Genomic DNA, 15,809 nt, shown 5'->3' with positions numbered 1-15,809 from the left:
GACAAAAACTGACCTGGCAGAAATGAAGTGCAGGTATTAGCAGCAGGGTTTTGGCAGGCAAGAGCTTCATATGATAAAAATAGATTATCTATTTTCTAAATTAGTGCTAATTTATGAAAATAAGCGGAGATGCTTTAGCGTTTGCTATTCCAATTTCGCGTTTTTTGCCGCATCTTTATACCAACCTTTAAAACCCTATGCATACAAGAATTGCAGAAATTCATTCGTACCTCCGGCATAACGATCATTCATTAGCTGTACGCAGAATACTCGACGCCTCCCTTGATACCGCAGACATGTCGTTACTGAAAGAAGCCATCACGGTGAGCAAAATGTATCATGAGTTCAAGACCACCGAATTGCCTGCGGCTTTCTTTGAAGCGGCCACTACACTGTTGGGAAAGATCGATCACGTTACTGAAAGATTTACATATGAGCCGAAAATGCTGGCAAGCGCCCGCGAGATCAGCAAAACCTATTCGGCAGGCAATTTCAGTTTACAACCCATCAGTTTACAGATCAATACCGGCGATGTACTTGGGATAGTAGGAGAAAATGGTAACGGCAAAACGACCCTCTTGCGTTGTATGGCCGGCCAGCTGGCCCTGGACTCGGGTGAATTGCATTTTGCGCAACTGGAAGCGCCTGATCATTATGATATAAAACATCACCTGGCGTTTATTCCGCAACGTATTCCGCGCTGGTATGGATTGTTAAAAGACAATCTACATTTCTCCGCTGCTATTTCAGGCGTAAAAGGTGAAGAAAATAGAGTAATGGTTGACTTCATGCTCGAACGGCTCGACCTTACGCCCTATGCACACCTTACCTGGAACCAAATTAGCAGTGGCTATCGCACCCGCTTTGAAATTGCCCGCATCTTGTTACAAAAGCCGCGCTTATTGATACTCGATGAACCGCTGGCCAACCTCGACATCAATGCACAGCAAAGCATTCTCACCGATCTGCGGTTCATGGCCAAATCGGTGCATAACCCCATGGGTATCCTGTTAAGCTCACAGCAGCTGCATGAAGTGGAGAAGATCGCTGACACCGTATTGCTTATTAAACAGGGTACCTGTTTGTTCAGGACCGGTGAACAGGAAAAAACGGCCAGCGCCTTTGTGATAGAACTGGAAACCACGGCCAGCAGGGAATCCCTGCTCAGCGTGTTGAACGGGCAGGGCGAGCTGCAATTCAATGGTGGTTTCTATACCATTACTTCAAAGGAATTAGCGGCCCAGGCCTTGCTGTCGCAACTAGTGGCAGGCAAGATTTCCATTTCCTATTTCCGCGACATTACCCATTCTACCAAACGCTTCATTTAATACTTTACCCATGAACTTAAAAAGACCCCTGGTGCCAGGGTTCCTGAAAAAAGCCGACGAAAAATTATTGCTGCATAAACCGGGGATCTGGAGTACACGCGCCCACCTGGTGGTGTATTACGGAATTTTGTTCATGCTGCTCCTGGCAGGCATTTGCTTCCTGGAACAGAATGATGTAAGAGATTATTCTACCTCCGATAGCTGGTTAGGTTTTGTCATCATGATCACGATCATAGCGCTTACGGTCTGGCTCATTTACCTTTTGCGCTTCAATGTATTTAAGAAATATGGGATCATTCATCCATTCTACAGCCTGGGTGCTTTCTTTTTATATTTCATAGCCACCGGTATCATTATTCTGTTTACCTATGTTCATCCGGTTGTTGAAAGTGTGCGTGCAAACCTGGCATTCGGCGATGAAGAGATCGTGCGCGATATCAATGCCATGAACCTTAAGATCTGCCAGCTGGAATATAACGCGCTGCAGCAGCCATGGAATTATGATACCGTTGTAAGAGTTAAGGATCTGCCCGTGCCGGCCGTTGACAGCAAATATGACGAAGCAGCTTACGAGACTGCTACCACCCCGGTAAAAACGGGACCGTACGGTTATATAAGAATGGATACGACAGCCTTTGATAACCTGGTAAGAAGTGCCGACAGCCTGGTCAGGTTAAATGATACCATGTACCTGCATTACGATGAACCACACCTCACCTTTATCGACAGCTATCTGGCAGATGAGTATACGAAAGAAAAGATCCTGACCTCCTTCCAGATCTATGATAAAGCGCTGCGGCATCCGCCAGCGGCCGACAGGGCGCTTATCAGTAAAGAGCTTGGTGCTTTATTCAATAAGTATGATTATCCTGGAAGCGGAAGATCATCTGCCGATACGGAAATAAATGAACGGGCATCTGTTTTTGACAAGATCAGCAAGAAGTATAAAGTGAGTTATATCGACGGAAATATCGATCATGTTGTTTCAAAGAAATACCGCTGGTCGGAAAGGCGGATGGCCGAATATGTGCGCCTGTTCTATTATTTCACCTTAGGTATCACGCTGCTGATCTTTATATTCAGACATACCACTGTGCGCACATTTTTCCTGTCACTGCTGGCCGGCGTGCTGTTGACCATCTTCACGGCATTGATGATGTCGTTTTCGCATGGCGACGAGACCGTCTTTTTGATGTGGATGATCATGTACACCATCTTGTTTTTTGTGGGTTCCACGGCTACCTGGACCACTAAAAAGAGAAATGTCATAACCGGTATCATGACCAACCTGTTTGTATTTGTTGTTCCGATATTCCCTTTGTTGATCGTAGCATTATATTATGCCTTGAAGAAGGATCAGCTTAGCGAACAGGGGCTTTCAACAGAATTGCCCAATATGTATATCCATCTGCTGTTGGCTGAGATTGGCGGCGGCATTTTATTCCTTGCACTGCTGGCTACCTATATCGGCAAAGTATACCGCCGCTGGTACGCCCTGCCGGAGAATTAGTTTTTAAAATGACGGTAAGTTTAAAGATGTGTTTTATGAAACAGTTATTTCCTGGTTTATTGGCAATAGTATTATTCTCCTGTGGGCAGAAACCCACTGCTGCTATAAGGAGCGACAAAAGCGATACCATAAAAACCACTGCTCCTGTTTTGGCAAAAGACAGTGCGATGGATGCTCCAATCGGTGCAGCTGACGAAGAAAGCGGCACCTTCTTCTTGGTGGAAGTTGCCCGGGGGAACAATTATGATTCCCTGAAGGATCTGTCCACAAATGTTGCCGCTATGCTGGGAACCAAATTCCGGATGCTCGACAGAGTATACAAATCAGGCAAGGGCATAATTGTAGCCGAGGATTCGGAGGATGAAATGTACCGGGGAGAATATTTTCCAAGAAGGCCTTTTGATGACCAGCATTTCGTAAGTATTGAAATGTCGAACGGTTTCATCGATAACGAAGCCGACACGCTGCAAATGGTCAGCATCGCGGGGATCTATTCTTTAAAAAGCCAGGCAGATAGTGTCGCTTCCCTGCTGAAAGATAAAATCCCAACCGTAAAAACGGTGAAGCAGGAAATGTATTTAGGATGTATGCATTGATCCGGTATTCCGGCTAAAGGCTTTTCTTTGCAGCTATGAGTATGCAAAAAGCGATTCCTTTTTTATTAATGGTGATGTCGTTCGCGCTTCCATCCATGGCCGCCGATACTTCACATGTGGTAGTGTCGTACAATAAAGTAGTTACAGATCCATCAAAAGGCGTAAACGCCTATAGCCGCTGGACACGCTTCCCCGGTAATGAAGTACCCATCAGGAAGATCATGCTGTATGTAAAGTTCGGCTGTCCCGATTCCATGCGATGTGCCGATTGGGACTATTCTGACCGCATCGTATTGAAGCAGCGGGCCGGTTCAAGCAGAACAGCGCTGAACTATACCATTGCCCAAATGCTCACACCCTACGGCGGCGCTTTTTCAAAAGGATGGCATTTTCAATGGCAGGTAGACCTTACTGATCTCAGCCTCATACTTAGAGACAGCGTGGAGATCGAATACATTCATTCCGGCTATGAAGAAAATAAAGACCGGGGCTGGAAAATACAACTCGATTTTGCTTTCATCAAAGGACCGGCTGTTGCCCAACCACTGGCATTTCACCCGGTGTATAATGCCGCATTTCAATACGGCAGTGCAAGCGCTCCGATAGAAAAAGAATTAAGTCCATACCGGTTTAGGCCCACCGCCAAAAGCACTACAGCCCGTTTGTATGTATTGCAAACAGGCCACGGCATGGATAGTTTGGGCTGTGGCGAGTTTTGTAAACGTTACCGAGAGATCTGGTGGAATAATAAACTGGTCAGAAAAACAAATATCTGGAAAGAATGCGGTGATAATCCTTTGTATCCTCAGGCCGGTACCTGGCCATTCGACCGCGCCAACTGGTGCCCCGGTTATCTGAATCAGCCGGAAATCACAGACCAGCCCCTTCTCACGAACCAGGAGAATGTAGTGGATCTGCAGATGGAACCCTATCAAACGAGCGATCGCAATGTAATTGAGAACATATTTGCGTACCTGGTAGAATATGGATCGCCGGTATCAGCCACCGACGCTTCCCTGGAAGAGGTTATCGTGCCTTCAACCACAGATATCTACCGGCGGCAGAACCCGGCCTGCAGCAATCCGGTTATTGTCATAAAGAACAATGGCGCTGCTCCTTTAACCAGCTGCCAGATCAGGTATGGAACAAAAGGATTTCCCACGCAGGTGTATAAGTGGAAAGGAGATCTTGCGTTCAATCAAACGGCGCAGGTGACACTGCCTGGCACAATCAATTTTACCAGTGGTTTGAATGCATTTACAGTGAGCCTGGAATTACCCAATGGCAGGAAAGACGGCTATCCCGCCGACAATAAGCAGCTCAGTTATTTCGAAAGCGTTCCTGTACATGAAGGCAGGATGGTTATACAATTTAAAACCAATAACCGGCCGGCAGACAATAGCTACAGTATTAAAAATGCATTGGGAGAAATTGTGTTTGAACGTGCGCTGGGTACTTTACAAAAGGACAGCATATATAACGATACGGTGAGGCTGCAGCCAGGATGTTACCGGTTCGAAGTGCAGGATACAGCTCACAATGGCCTCGAATTCTGGTATGCCGTGAAAGCAGGCCGTGGCCTTTGCCGCATATTGAATACAAAAGGGCAGGCCCTGCAGCATTTTGACTCGGATTTTGGCAGCCAGGTGAATTATGCATTTATGGTGTCGTCCGACAGCACGCAGTGGTCGAAGCCCGTCAGCGAGGTTTCAGTTGGCTTGTTTCCGACTATGACAAAAGGTAAAGTCGTTTTGGATTATTTCAGCAATGAGCCGCAAGACCCGCTTGTTCAAATCGTAGCCGATGGTGGTGATAATGCCGTAATAGAAGAACATCAATATCACCAGCTCAAAGCAGCCAGCTTTCAGTATGATCTTTCTTACCGGCCTCCCCAGCGTTATTATTTAAAGGTTTTTGTAAAGGATAAACTGGTATTTAATAAACGGATCAGGGTGGTTGCCAGAATGCCTGAATAGAAAAAGGCCGCATCATCATGTGAAAAACGAATATTAGCTGGTAAAACAAGGGTGGTTACAAGCTATTTTGTATATTTCACCCGTTTTAGAACGTCGCTTTTGCGATCTGAATCCTGCGTATGGATTTAACGTTCTGTTAGCAAATATTTACGTCGACTGTAATACAAAATTCATAATGAACGAGCATACCATCGATAGTTTGCGGGAGGCATTGAAGCATTCGCCCAACAATACACCGCTCAGGTTATTGCTGGCTGATACCTTGCTGGGTTTGAACCGCCTTGAAGAAGCAGAAGCTGAATATACATTGGTACTGAGATCTTCAAACGATACGAAGGCCAAGATCGGTTTGGCAAAGGTCTTTTACAGGAAAGGCAATTATTCTGCCTGTAATGTTATCCTCGAAGAATTTATTGAAAGCGGCCGCCCCGATGTGGAGGCGCTTACCCTTTATGCAAAGGCATTACTGAAGGAGAATTCGATTGCCCGCGCTATTGAGACCTATAAAAAAGCGTTAGCCATTGATCCCAATTGTTTCGATGAAGAGCTCGATAAGCATTTGCGGGTAAAAGGCGGCAGCCCGGTAAACGATGAAGAAGCGGAGGAAGAAGTGTACGATAGCCGTTTTCTGCAAAAGCCCAACATCAATTTCAGCGATGTGGGCGGCATGGATGCGGTGAAGAAAGAAATAGAATTAAAGATCATCAAACCGCTGATGCATCCCGAACTGTATAAAGCCTATGGCAAAAAGATAGGCGGTGGCATTTTATTATATGGCCCGCCCGGATGCGGTAAAACATTTCTCGCAAAAGCTACGGCCGGACAGGTGAATGCAAAATTCATCAGCGTTGGCCTCAATGATATCCTGGATATGTGGGTGGGCAACAGCGAAAAGAACCTGCACGAGATCTTCGAACTGGCCCGGTACAATACACCCTGCATTTTGTTCATTGACGAAATTGACGCTTTAGGCGCCAGCAGAAGCGATATGAAACAATCTGCCGGCCGGCACCTCATCAACCAGTTCCTGCAGGAACTGGATGGTATTGATGCGAGCAACGAAGGTGTGCTGATCATTGGTGCTACCAATACGCCCTGGAACCTGGATCCTGCTTTCAGAAGACCCGGCCGCTTCGACCGCATTGTTTTTGTTCCACCGCCGGATGAAACGACCCGGGAGTCTATTTTAAAGCTGAAGCTGAAGAATAAACCAACGGAGGGCATCGACTACGGGCAGCTGGCTAAGAAAACGGAGCATTATTCCGGCGCAGACATTGATGCCATTATCGATATCGCCATTGAATTAAAACTGGAATCTTCCTTTACAGACGGGATACCAAAACCTATTGAAACAAAGGATCTGTTGAATGCCGTAAAAAAACATAAGGCAAGTACCCAGGAATGGTTCATGACCGCGAAGAATTTTGCGATGTTCGCCAATGATTCCGGTTTATATGATGACATTCTTTCCTATTTAAAAATTAAAAAGTGATATGACGGAGTATAGTCTATCCAAAGTGGGGATCCTCATTCAACAGAAGAAGTACGACGCAGCGGAAAAGATCTTGAGACAGTTACTGGCCCAGGAGCCTACCAATATTCATTACCTGGCCCTGCTGGCTGAATTGAACCTGCAGCAGGACCGCCTCGAGCAGGCGGAAAGTGTTGTGGAAGATGCCATCGGGCTTTCTCCGGATACGGCGCATTTGTATTTTATTAGATCCCGTGTAGATATTCAGAAAGATAAATATGACGATGCCGAAGCCAGCATCAGGCAAGCCATAGAACTGGATCCTTATACGGCCGATTTCTTTGCCTGGTCTGCCAACATAAAACTCGCGCGTAAGCAATACGAAGAATCACTAAGGCTGGCCAACCAGGCTTTGGAAATTGATCCCGAGAACCTGCTGGCGCTGAACGTAAGAAGTACGGTATTAATAAAACTTAACCGGAAAGAGGAATCGTTTCAAACGATCGAAGGCGCATTGCGGAACGACCCTAACAATGCCTATACGCATGCCAATTATGGCTGGGGTTTACTGGAAAAAGGCGATCATAAAAAAGCATTGAAGCATTTTAAAGAAGCACTGAAGAATGATCCCGATTTCGATTATGCGCAAAAAGGAATGATCGAAGCACTCAAAGCCACCAACCCGGTGTACCGGCTTTTCCTGAAATACTCCTTCTGGATAGGTAATCTATCCGCCAAATACCAATGGTTCGTTATCCTTGGCTTGTACTTTGGCACGCGTGCACTTAATGCGCTGGCCGAAGCCAATCCCAAACTGGAGCCATTCCTGGTACCATTGATCATTCTATTGGTGCTGTTTGCTTTCTCCACCTGGGTGATCAAACCGCTGAGCAATCTCTTCCTACGATTCAATCCCTACGGAAAATTCCTGCTCGACCGTAAGGAGAAAATAAGTTCAAACTTTGTAGCCATCAGCCTGCTTGTTTTTACAACCGGCCTGATTTTGTATTTTTTCCAGTCTGATGTACGTTATCTTTTTGTGGCGGCATACGGGCTCATCATGATGGTTCCGCTCAGCGTTATGTTCATTCCGTCAAAATACAATACATTATTCATTTATACGATTGCCATGGCGGTGCTTGGCGTGGCGGCACTGGCAACCGCTTTTGCCCGCCACCCGGTATTTGAAACCCTCGCTTATGTGTTCTTTTTTGGTTTTATTGCTTTTCAATGGCTGGCTAATTTTGTGGTGATCAGGAGCAGCAACAGATAAAGCAGCTGTGCCACCCTTTCAAAGTGTGCCAAAGCCTGAACAATTACCGGCCCTCACTGTTATTGACAGATTCAAAAGTTCATGAGTAATATCCTGCGGCAACATATTGAACGGATAGTGCCCCTCACCAATGAGGAATACGATCTTGTATTGGCTCATTTCACGGCCAAAAGGTTTAAGAAACACCAGATCATTATCCGTGAAGGTGAGCAGGTATATAACGACTATTTCCTGCTCAGCGGACTCATGAAATCGGCACACATAAATGCTGAAGGCAGGGAGCACATCCTTTTATTTGCCATGCAAAACTGGTGGATCACCGATCTGCAGGCTTACCATCATCAAACGCCCGCCACTTTACAAATAGATTGCCTGGAAGACAGCGAGACGCTGTTCATTAGCCTCGACAAAAGGGAAAAACTTTGCCGCGAGCTGCAGAAAATGGAAACCTTTTTCAGAAAGAAAACCACGGAAGACAGTATTCTTTTGCAGCGAAGGATCCAATGCCTTATCAGTGGAAGCGCTAAAGAACGTTATGAGAGTTTGCTGGCACAATATCCCGGCCTGTTTCAACGCGTGCCCAAAACGCTGATCGCTTCTTATCTGGGTGTAACCCGGGAAACGCTGAGCCGCCTTGCCTAGCGCCTGCGTGATCTTTATCACAGTGAATTCGTGACAATTGTCCTTTCAGCCCCGCTGCCATGTTGTGAATTTTGTATGAAAATCTACAACATGGAATACAGGAATTTAGGCAAGTCGGGTTTAAAAATACCGGTATTAAGTTTGGGAACAGGCACATTTGGAGGCACCAATGAATTTTTCAAACGCTGGGGCGAAACAGACGCCAAAGAAGCCACCCGGCTGATAGACATTTCACTGGAAAGAGGTTTGAACTTCTTTGATACCGCCAATGTGTATTCGCAGGGCGCATCGGAAGAGATCCTGGGAGCCGCTATCAAAGGCCGCCGCGATAAAGTAATTATATCCACCAAAGCTACATTCAGTATGGGGGAGCAGCCAAATGACAAAGGCTCGTCCCGTTATCACCTGATAAAAGCGGCTGAAGACAGTTTGAAACGACTGGGCACTGATTATATCGACGTTTACTTTATGCATGGATATGATAAAGAAACGCCGGTGGAAGAAACCCTGCGCACATTAGATCACCTGGTGAGCAGTGGAAAAGTAAGATATATCGGCGCATCGAATTTCACTGCCTGGCAGCTGATGAAATCACTGGCGGTTGCTGAACGGAATAACCTGGAAAAATATGTTATTTACCAGGGCTATTATTCTCTGATTGGCAGAGATTATGAGCAGGAGTTAATGCCCATGCTGCAGGACCAGGGGCTCGGACTAATGGTATGGAGTCCGCTGGGCTGGGGCCGTTTAACCGGAAAGATCAGGCGGGACAGCCCCTTGCCGGAGGGCCGCGTGAAATCCGGGGGACTGGTGGGGGCACCGCCTGTGGCCGATGAATACTTGTACAAGGTGATCGATGTGCTGGAACAGATCGCTGTGGAAACAGGCAAAAAGGTTTCGCAGATTGCCATCAACTGGTTGCTGAACAACAACACTGTTTCGAATGTCGTAATTGGCGCCCGCAATGAAGAACAGTTGCTGCAGAACCTGGAGGTTACCGGCTGGCGCCTGGCGCCCGAGCATTTGGCGAAGCTCGATGCCGTGAGCGAGCAGATCCCGATATATCCACATTGGGTAGGGGAGCGGTGAGCCGGTTACCGGTTACCGGGTGCCGGGCCAAAAAATCAGGGCAGTCTGAGAACTGTCACGTATCTTAAATTTTCTGGCCCGGAAACCCGCGACTGGGAACCCGTAACAACTTTTCGTTTGCTAAACCCTTACCTTCACGCAAACGATAAGCATGCGAAGATTATCATACCTCTTAATGTTTTCCGGCTGTTTGCTGGCTGTTTCCGCACTTGCTCAAAAGGGGTCGAAACAATGGATCTCTCTGTTCGATGGAAAAACGCTCACCGGCTGGAAGGTGGGCCAGAACGCCGCTACCTTTTCTGTGGATAGCGGAAGGATCGTTGCTCATGGAAATGTGGCCCACCTGTTTTACGATGGCCCTGTGCAGGGCCACAACTTCAAAAATTTCCATTTTAAAGCAGATGTGATGACCACGCCCGGATCAAACTCAGGGATCTATTTTCATACTGCCTACCAGGAAAGCGACTGGCCTAAAAAAGGATACGAAGTACAGGTAAATAATTCGCATACCGACTGGCGCCGCACCGGAAGTTTATATGCAGTTAGTGACGTAAAAGATGTGCTGGTAAAAGACAATGTATGGTTTACCGAAGAGATCATTGTGCAGAATAAAAAAGTGACCGTGAAAGTGAACGGAAGAACGGTCGTAGAATACACCGAACCCAAAAATGTGCAACGGCCGGCGGATATGAACGGGCGCACATTATCGAGCGGAACCTTCGCCTTGCAGGGACATGACCCAAACAGTAAAGTTTACTACAAGAATATCCAGGTGAAAGTTTTGCCTTAACAACGCTGGAGAAATTTCCGATTTTGAGATTTCCTGATTTGTGATCGGGTGAGATTTGCATGTCAGGTAAATCTCAAAATCTCGAAATCTCGAAATCTCGAAATCTCAAAATCTCAAAATCTCGAAATCAGCATCCTCTATGCTAGATGCCAAAATTCGACACATTGGTTTCGCCCTTCAGGGGCGCCGGGGGAGCCAGGGCACGTAACTTATTACTCAACTCTTCGCCAATGCCTTCGTGGTGATCATCGATGAAGTCGGCTAAGCGCGGGTCATTGGTCATGGCCAGGTAGCAGGCAAAATTATCGGTGATGATGTCGCTGTTGTTCTCGGCGAGCAGCCGGTTTATGAATTTTGCGTTGTCCTCTATATTCAGGTTGGAAGCGATGTATTTATCGATCTTAAGAATGAGGTCGAGGAAAAAATCGACGGTGGCGCCGTAGATATTCTGAAAACGGAAATCGTATTTGGTAGGACCGTAAATATATTCGTTGCGGCCGGTCTTATTGGTCTTGATCCATTTTTTTAATTTTTTGGAACCTACATAGGGCAATATTTCCAGGCCTACATTGCTGCCTGCCATATTGCTCCTGGAGCTCCAGAAATTGATCTCTACAAAAAGGTCCCTGGATTCTATTTTTACTTTAGGCCGGCTTTTAGTGTACTTGTATCCCTTCTGCTGATAGTAAAACCCGATGGCCTGACAAAAGGCATCGAATATTTCAGCAGGCGGTGTGGAATCGCTTTGATTGGTCAGGATGCTATCTTCTGTCCAGAATGTTGTCATATACTTTGCCGAAACCGGATGAATTTGCCAGTAATTTACCAATAAATATCACTTCAATTGTATCAATAACGATTTTACTGGCCACCTTGTTGAAAGTAAAATACAATTGAATGACGATTAAGCAGATACAAATTAAATTAGTAACACGATCTTGATTAGGATCATTGGTTTAGAAATATTTGTGTTATGATGGCGGTCATTGTTTCCGTTTTCTTTTGGGTGTACATTTATATCAGATTAATCGATGGGTGATCAGTTAAGCAGGAAAATTAGTAACACTGTTTCGCTATTGTTTGAAAAGAGGCAAGAACGGAAACAGAAAACTAACTGTCCGGAAAAACAGAAAAAACATTCTGTTATCTTAACTCGAAGACCTGAATTGGTTAAGCAAACGCTGATAGCATCGCGGTTAGTAATAACACAAGCTACCAACGTTAGACGGGGGCGGTTCGAAAGGACCGCTCTTTTTTATTAGCTGATTTGCTAATGTGCTGATTTGCTAATTAAAAACCCCTTGATCATCGGAACTGTATACCATCAGCACATCAGCACATCAGCAAATTAGCACATTGTTCCCGATCAGCACATCGTTTCTCGTTGATTATCGGAACTGTATTCCATCAGCACATCAGCACATCAGCAAATTAGCACATTGTTCCCGATCAGCACATCGTTTCTCGTTGATTATTGGAACTGTATTCCATCAGCACATCAGCAAATCAGCACATCAGCATATTATTTCACGATTGCCTTTATCGTCCGCATAGGCACCACCATCGATGTGAATCCATTGTTCAAGGCATGGTTCAGGTCGAGCAGTGATTTCTCCAGTAAAAAGGTTTGTATCAGCACCCGGAAATCAGATTTGTCGGCAGGCACAAACTGGCTGCCGCTGACCGTATCCAGATATGCTTTCATGAAAAAGCCGGTCATATAATGCGCCCATAAACGAATAAAGGGAATATACTTCGACAGATCTTCTTTCACGATATGATTGTTCTGTTGGAATCCTTCATATACCGCGTTATGAAATGAGCGCAGCATGGTGGCCACATCGTGCAGCGGAGATCTTTTTAATCTGCGTTCGCTGTAGGGGCGAAGCGGATCGCCGCCATAACCTTTGATCGAAATATCCCTTCCGGTAAGCAATACCTGGCTTAAGGTGTAATTCCCATGGATGCGGATCTTCAGTACATCCAGTTTTTTGGTGTATATCTTTTTGAACACGTTCAATACATCATCGCGCCGTTTCAGCAGTTCTTCAGCGTCGGCACGCAGGGAGGCGGGTACTTTATCCAAATTTCTTTTCAGGTTCTGAAATACTTCCCGCACCAGTGATACCATGGCCGAGAACAGCGACCGCTGGTAGTGTAATGAAAATTCTTCCGGTTTAAAATCTTTCAGCGATATACCGGAGGCCAGCGCCAGGTGCATTTCTCCGGTGCGGGTACCGATCAGGCGGGCCTGATCGGCAGCGCGGCTGCTTAGCAGGTCCCTCAGTTCATTCGGCAATTGCTCAAAGGCCACCGGATCGGTAAGGCTGCCCTGGTGTTCCCAGGTAGGCAGGTTGTCCTGGTTCATGGCCAGTATCCGTTCAATATAATTGTACACGCGCTCCAGCATATAAGTATAGCCATTACCGTGGTTCTCTTCCATCTTTTGTATCATGCCCATCGTGATCATGCCTTTTTCCATGCTCCATTCAATGGCGCCGTGGAAAGTGGGCACATAGGGGAACTTTGACTGTTCGCTCAGGAAATGCGTGATCTCTGCGTCGGGATTGATATAGTAATCCACCCGCCGGTAAAAGGTCAGGAAGAAACTGTTATCATAGGTAATGGCAGTCTGATACCGGTTCCCTTCATGCATTTTTGACCGGATGTCGTCATGTTGTGCGGCATAAGTACCGATGGTGCCGTTATTGAAGAAACGCAGTTTGTTATTATCCCTGCCTGCCAGGGTTTCATTGCGGGCTATATGCTGAAAAAGCCATTGCTGGAAACCGGTGACAAACAGCGCATCTACCAGCATGCCTTCCTGCTCACCCACATGCATATGGGCGATGATGGATTGGGGAAAACTGCTTTCCAGCTTTCTGGCTACCGCATTTTGAGCAAAGGTTATTATGAGCTGGTATAATTCCGGTAAACCGCTTTCATACGTAACTTCTATCAGTAGTAGTAAAGCGTCGTGCGGTTCGAGTGGTATGGGCACATGGTTGATGATCTCTATATTGTAAACAGAGCGCGCCCGGCCGGTAAACCATTTGGATTGCTTCAGGTACGCCGCCAATACGGCATTTTCCAGTTCTGTGCGGGTTGATTTACTAACGAGATCCTCGAATTTCTTTACCTGCAGCAGTGGAATTGCTTTTTGATCATCTATTTCGGGATGTGCTTTTTCAAGCGAGAACCAGAGCCAGGTGTGCGGGCCCAGGGTAAAAAAGTATGTCTCAGCCTTACCTACGGCCGGGAATTTATTCCGGCTCATGAGTTCTATAAGGGCAAATCCTTTATAACCTTCGAGGGGAACTTCGGCTACCTGCGCAAATTTCGACAGGTTCACTACAATGAGCAAAGTTTCGTTTTCATACTTCCGCAGGAAGGCAAGCACTTTGGGATTGTCCACGTTCAGGAACGTGAGATCGCCACGGCCAAAGGCCCGGTGCTTTTTGCGCATGTTGATCATGCGTTTCATGAACCAGAACAGCGAGGAAGTATTGCGGCGCTGCATTTCTACATTTACCGACTCGTAATGATACTCCGGATCGAGGATCAGGGGCAGGTAAAGCTGATGCGGATTGGAACTGGAAAAACCGGCATTGCGGTCGGGCGACCATTGCATGGGCGTGCGTACGCCATCCCGGTCGCCTAAATAAAAATTATCACCCATGCCGATCTCATCGCCATAATAGATAACGGGTGTACCGGGCAGGGAGAACAGCAGGGAGTTGAGCAATTCGATCTTTTCGCGGTTATTTTCCATCAGGGGCGCCAGCCGGTGCCGGATGCCCAGGTTAATGCGCGCCTTGGGGTCTTTTGCATACACTTTATACATATAATCCCGCTCTTCATCGGTAACCATTTCCAGCGTAAGCTCATCGTGATTGCGCAGGAAAATAGCCCACTGGCAGGTGGGTGGAATAGCGGGTGTTTGATCGAAGATATCGGTGATCGGATAACGGTCTTCCATTTGCAGCGCCATGAACATGCGCGGCATTACGGGGAAGTGATAGTTCATATGGCATTCATCGCCCTCGCCAAAATAGGAGGCCGAATCTTCGGGCCACATATTGGCTTCCGCAAGCAGCACAGTGCCGGGGTACTTCGCATCTACATGTGCCCGTAACCGTTTCAGGAAAGCATGGGTTTCCGGCAGGTTCTCGCCATTGGTGCCTTCGCGTTCGAACAAATAAGGCACGGCATCGAGCCGGAAACCATCAACGCCCATATTACACCAATAATCGATAATGTTGAACACTTCCTGCTGTACCAGCGGGTTGTCGTAGTTCAGATCGGGCTGGTGATGAAAAAAGCGGTGCCAGTAATATTGTTCGGCAACCGGGTCCCAGGTCCAGTTCGACGCTTCAAAATCCTGGAAAATGATCCGCACGTCCTTGTATTGGGTGGGATCATCAGTCCATACGTAGAAATCCCTTTCCGGTGAGCCCTTGGGTGCGGTGCGTGCCCGTTGAAACCAGGGATGCTGATCAGAAGTGTGGTTAATGACCAGTTCGGTAATGATCTTCAGGTTCCGCTGATGGGCCTCATCGAGCAGGGTCTTCAACTGGCTGATGTTGCCATAGGAGCTATTGATATTATAGTAATCGGCGATATCGTAGCCATCATCACGCAGCGGCGAAGGATAAAATGGCAGCAGCCAGATCACATTCACTCCCAGTTCCTGCAAATAATCCAGCTTTTGCAGCAGACCGCCGAAATCACCCATGCCGTCGCCGTTGCTGTCACAGAACGCTTTAATGTGTAATTCATAAATGATGGCATCTTTATACCAGTGCAATTTATCGTTTAATACAGGTGTTGTGGATTTCATTATTACCGGTTATAATACAATCCACATAATTTTTATGCCAAAAGAAAATTCTTCCGCATGCTTTCTGCAAACAGCCGGGCCGGGAAGAAAATTGTTAACGAAATTTTTAGTAGAAGAAAAGCCGTTAATAGATTGATTATTATCAATTATCAGCCGATTTATGCTGCGTGTGTACCTAAAAGTTGTAAATTAGTCATTCCCTTACGCGTACCATAAGGGAGTTTAAGATACCCTGGAAGGCATTCTGATTAGCGAGCTGCAAAGCCACTATTGGCAAAACCATTAAAAGATTGA

General features: G+C 46.5%; 11 protein-coding genes. 9 read left to right on the top strand and 2 right to left on the bottom strand.

The genetic code is table 11. From position 1 onward, the window contains the following. The first annotated feature begins 197 nt into the window (after positions 1 to 197). The 9 genes from JT717_RS11440 to JT717_RS11400 all read left to right on the top strand — a co-directional run bounded on the left by JT717_RS11440 (position 198) and on the right by JT717_RS11400 (position 10,675). On the top strand, positions 198 to 1,328 hold the full coding sequence (locus JT717_RS11440) for an ABC transporter ATP-binding protein (protein WP_205510604.1): 1,131 nt from the start codon (positions 198 to 200) through the stop codon (positions 1,326 to 1,328). A 10-nt stretch (positions 1,329 to 1,338) separates the two neighbouring features. Next, positions 1,339 to 2,838 carry a hypothetical protein gene (locus JT717_RS28390; protein WP_240348024.1) on the top strand — a complete coding sequence of 500 codons (1,500 nt, stop codon included), beginning with the start codon at positions 1,339 to 1,341 and terminating at the stop codon, positions 2,836 to 2,838. Between the two features lie 35 nt (positions 2,839 to 2,873). Continuing rightward, complete coding sequence (locus JT717_RS11430) at positions 2,874 to 3,434, top strand: putative periplasmic lipoprotein (RefSeq protein ID WP_205510603.1); 561 nt, start codon at positions 2,874 to 2,876, stop codon at positions 3,432 to 3,434. A 35-nt stretch (positions 3,435 to 3,469) separates the two neighbouring features. Continuing rightward, the gene (locus tag JT717_RS11425) at positions 3,470 to 5,410 is read left to right on the top strand and encodes a peptide-N-glycosidase F-related protein (RefSeq protein WP_205510602.1); all 1,941 of its coding nucleotides are present in this window, start codon (positions 3,470 to 3,472) and stop codon (positions 5,408 to 5,410) included. 175 nt (positions 5,411 to 5,585) lie between these two features. After that, complete coding sequence (locus JT717_RS11420; RefSeq protein WP_205510601.1) at positions 5,586 to 6,902, top strand: ATP-binding protein; 1,317 nt, start codon at positions 5,586 to 5,588, stop codon at positions 6,900 to 6,902. Between the two features lies 1 nt (position 6,903). Continuing rightward, positions 6,904 to 8,154 (top strand): tetratricopeptide repeat protein, encoded by a 1,251-nt coding sequence (locus JT717_RS11415; RefSeq protein ID WP_205510600.1) that lies wholly within the window; start codon positions 6,904 to 6,906, stop codon positions 8,152 to 8,154. Between the two features lie 81 nt (positions 8,155 to 8,235). Further along, positions 8,236 to 8,796, top strand: a complete 561-nt coding sequence (locus JT717_RS11410) for a Crp/Fnr family transcriptional regulator (RefSeq protein ID WP_205510599.1) — start codon at positions 8,236 to 8,238, stop codon at positions 8,794 to 8,796. A gap of 90 nt (positions 8,797 to 8,886) precedes the next feature. Further along, positions 8,887 to 9,885 carry an aldo/keto reductase gene (locus tag JT717_RS11405; protein ID WP_205510598.1) on the top strand — a complete coding sequence of 333 codons (999 nt, stop codon included), beginning with the start codon at positions 8,887 to 8,889 and terminating at the stop codon, positions 9,883 to 9,885. Positions 9,886 to 10,036: 151 nt separating this feature from the next. After that, positions 10,037 to 10,675 (top strand): 3-keto-disaccharide hydrolase, encoded by a 639-nt coding sequence (locus tag JT717_RS11400; RefSeq protein WP_205510597.1) that lies wholly within the window; start codon positions 10,037 to 10,039, stop codon positions 10,673 to 10,675. 142 nt (positions 10,676 to 10,817) lie between these two features. Here the strand turns inward: JT717_RS11400 and JT717_RS11395 are convergent, their stop codons facing one another. Together JT717_RS11395 and treS are read right to left on the bottom strand one after the other, a co-directional pair. After that, the gene (locus JT717_RS11395; protein WP_205510596.1) at positions 10,818 to 11,462 is read right to left on the bottom strand and encodes a hypothetical protein; all 645 of its coding nucleotides are present in this window, start codon (positions 11,460 to 11,462) and stop codon (positions 10,818 to 10,820) included. A 735-nt stretch (positions 11,463 to 12,197) separates the two neighbouring features. After that, positions 12,198 to 15,515 (bottom strand): maltose alpha-D-glucosyltransferase, encoded by a 3,318-nt coding sequence (gene treS / locus JT717_RS11390; RefSeq protein ID WP_205510595.1) that lies wholly within the window; start codon positions 15,513 to 15,515, stop codon positions 12,198 to 12,200. Between the last annotated feature and the right edge of the window lie 294 nt (positions 15,516 to 15,809).

The organism is Longitalea arenae, assembly GCF_016924755.1.
In the GTDB taxonomy this organism is placed as follows: domain Bacteria; phylum Bacteroidota; class Bacteroidia; order Chitinophagales; family Chitinophagaceae; genus Niastella; species Niastella arenae.
The sequence above is the reverse complement of the archived record's forward strand: the minus strand, read 5'-3'. Positions and strand labels throughout refer to the sequence as shown.

What these genes read in the sequence shown, in the direction of transcription:
- JT717_RS11425 (WP_205510602.1), top strand. Translation starts at nt 3,470, where the DNA reads ATGAGTATGCAAAAAGCGATTCCTTTTTTATTAATGGTGATGTCGTTC.
- JT717_RS11410 (WP_205510599.1), top strand. Translation starts at nt 8,236, where the DNA reads ATGAGTAATATCCTGCGGCAACATATTGAACGGATAGTGCCCCTCACC.
- JT717_RS11420 (WP_205510601.1), top strand. Translation starts at nt 5,586, where the DNA reads ATGAACGAGCATACCATCGATAGTTTGCGGGAGGCATTGAAGCATTCG.
- treS (WP_205510595.1), bottom strand. Translation starts at nt 15,515, where the DNA reads ATGAAATCCACAACACCTGTATTAAACGATAAATTGCACTGGTATAAA.
- JT717_RS11415 (WP_205510600.1), top strand. Translation starts at nt 6,904, where the DNA reads ATGACGGAGTATAGTCTATCCAAAGTGGGGATCCTCATTCAACAGAAG.
- JT717_RS28390 (WP_240348024.1), top strand. Translation starts at nt 1,339, where the DNA reads ATGAACTTAAAAAGACCCCTGGTGCCAGGGTTCCTGAAAAAAGCCGAC.
- JT717_RS11405 (WP_205510598.1), top strand. Translation starts at nt 8,887, where the DNA reads ATGGAATACAGGAATTTAGGCAAGTCGGGTTTAAAAATACCGGTATTA.
- JT717_RS11430 (WP_205510603.1), top strand. Translation starts at nt 2,874, where the DNA reads ATGAAACAGTTATTTCCTGGTTTATTGGCAATAGTATTATTCTCCTGT.
- JT717_RS11400 (WP_205510597.1), top strand. Translation starts at nt 10,037, where the DNA reads ATGCGAAGATTATCATACCTCTTAATGTTTTCCGGCTGTTTGCTGGCT.
- JT717_RS11440 (WP_205510604.1), top strand. Translation starts at nt 198, where the DNA reads ATGCATACAAGAATTGCAGAAATTCATTCGTACCTCCGGCATAACGAT.
- JT717_RS11395 (WP_205510596.1), bottom strand. Translation starts at nt 11,462, where the DNA reads ATGACAACATTCTGGACAGAAGATAGCATCCTGACCAATCAAAGCGAT.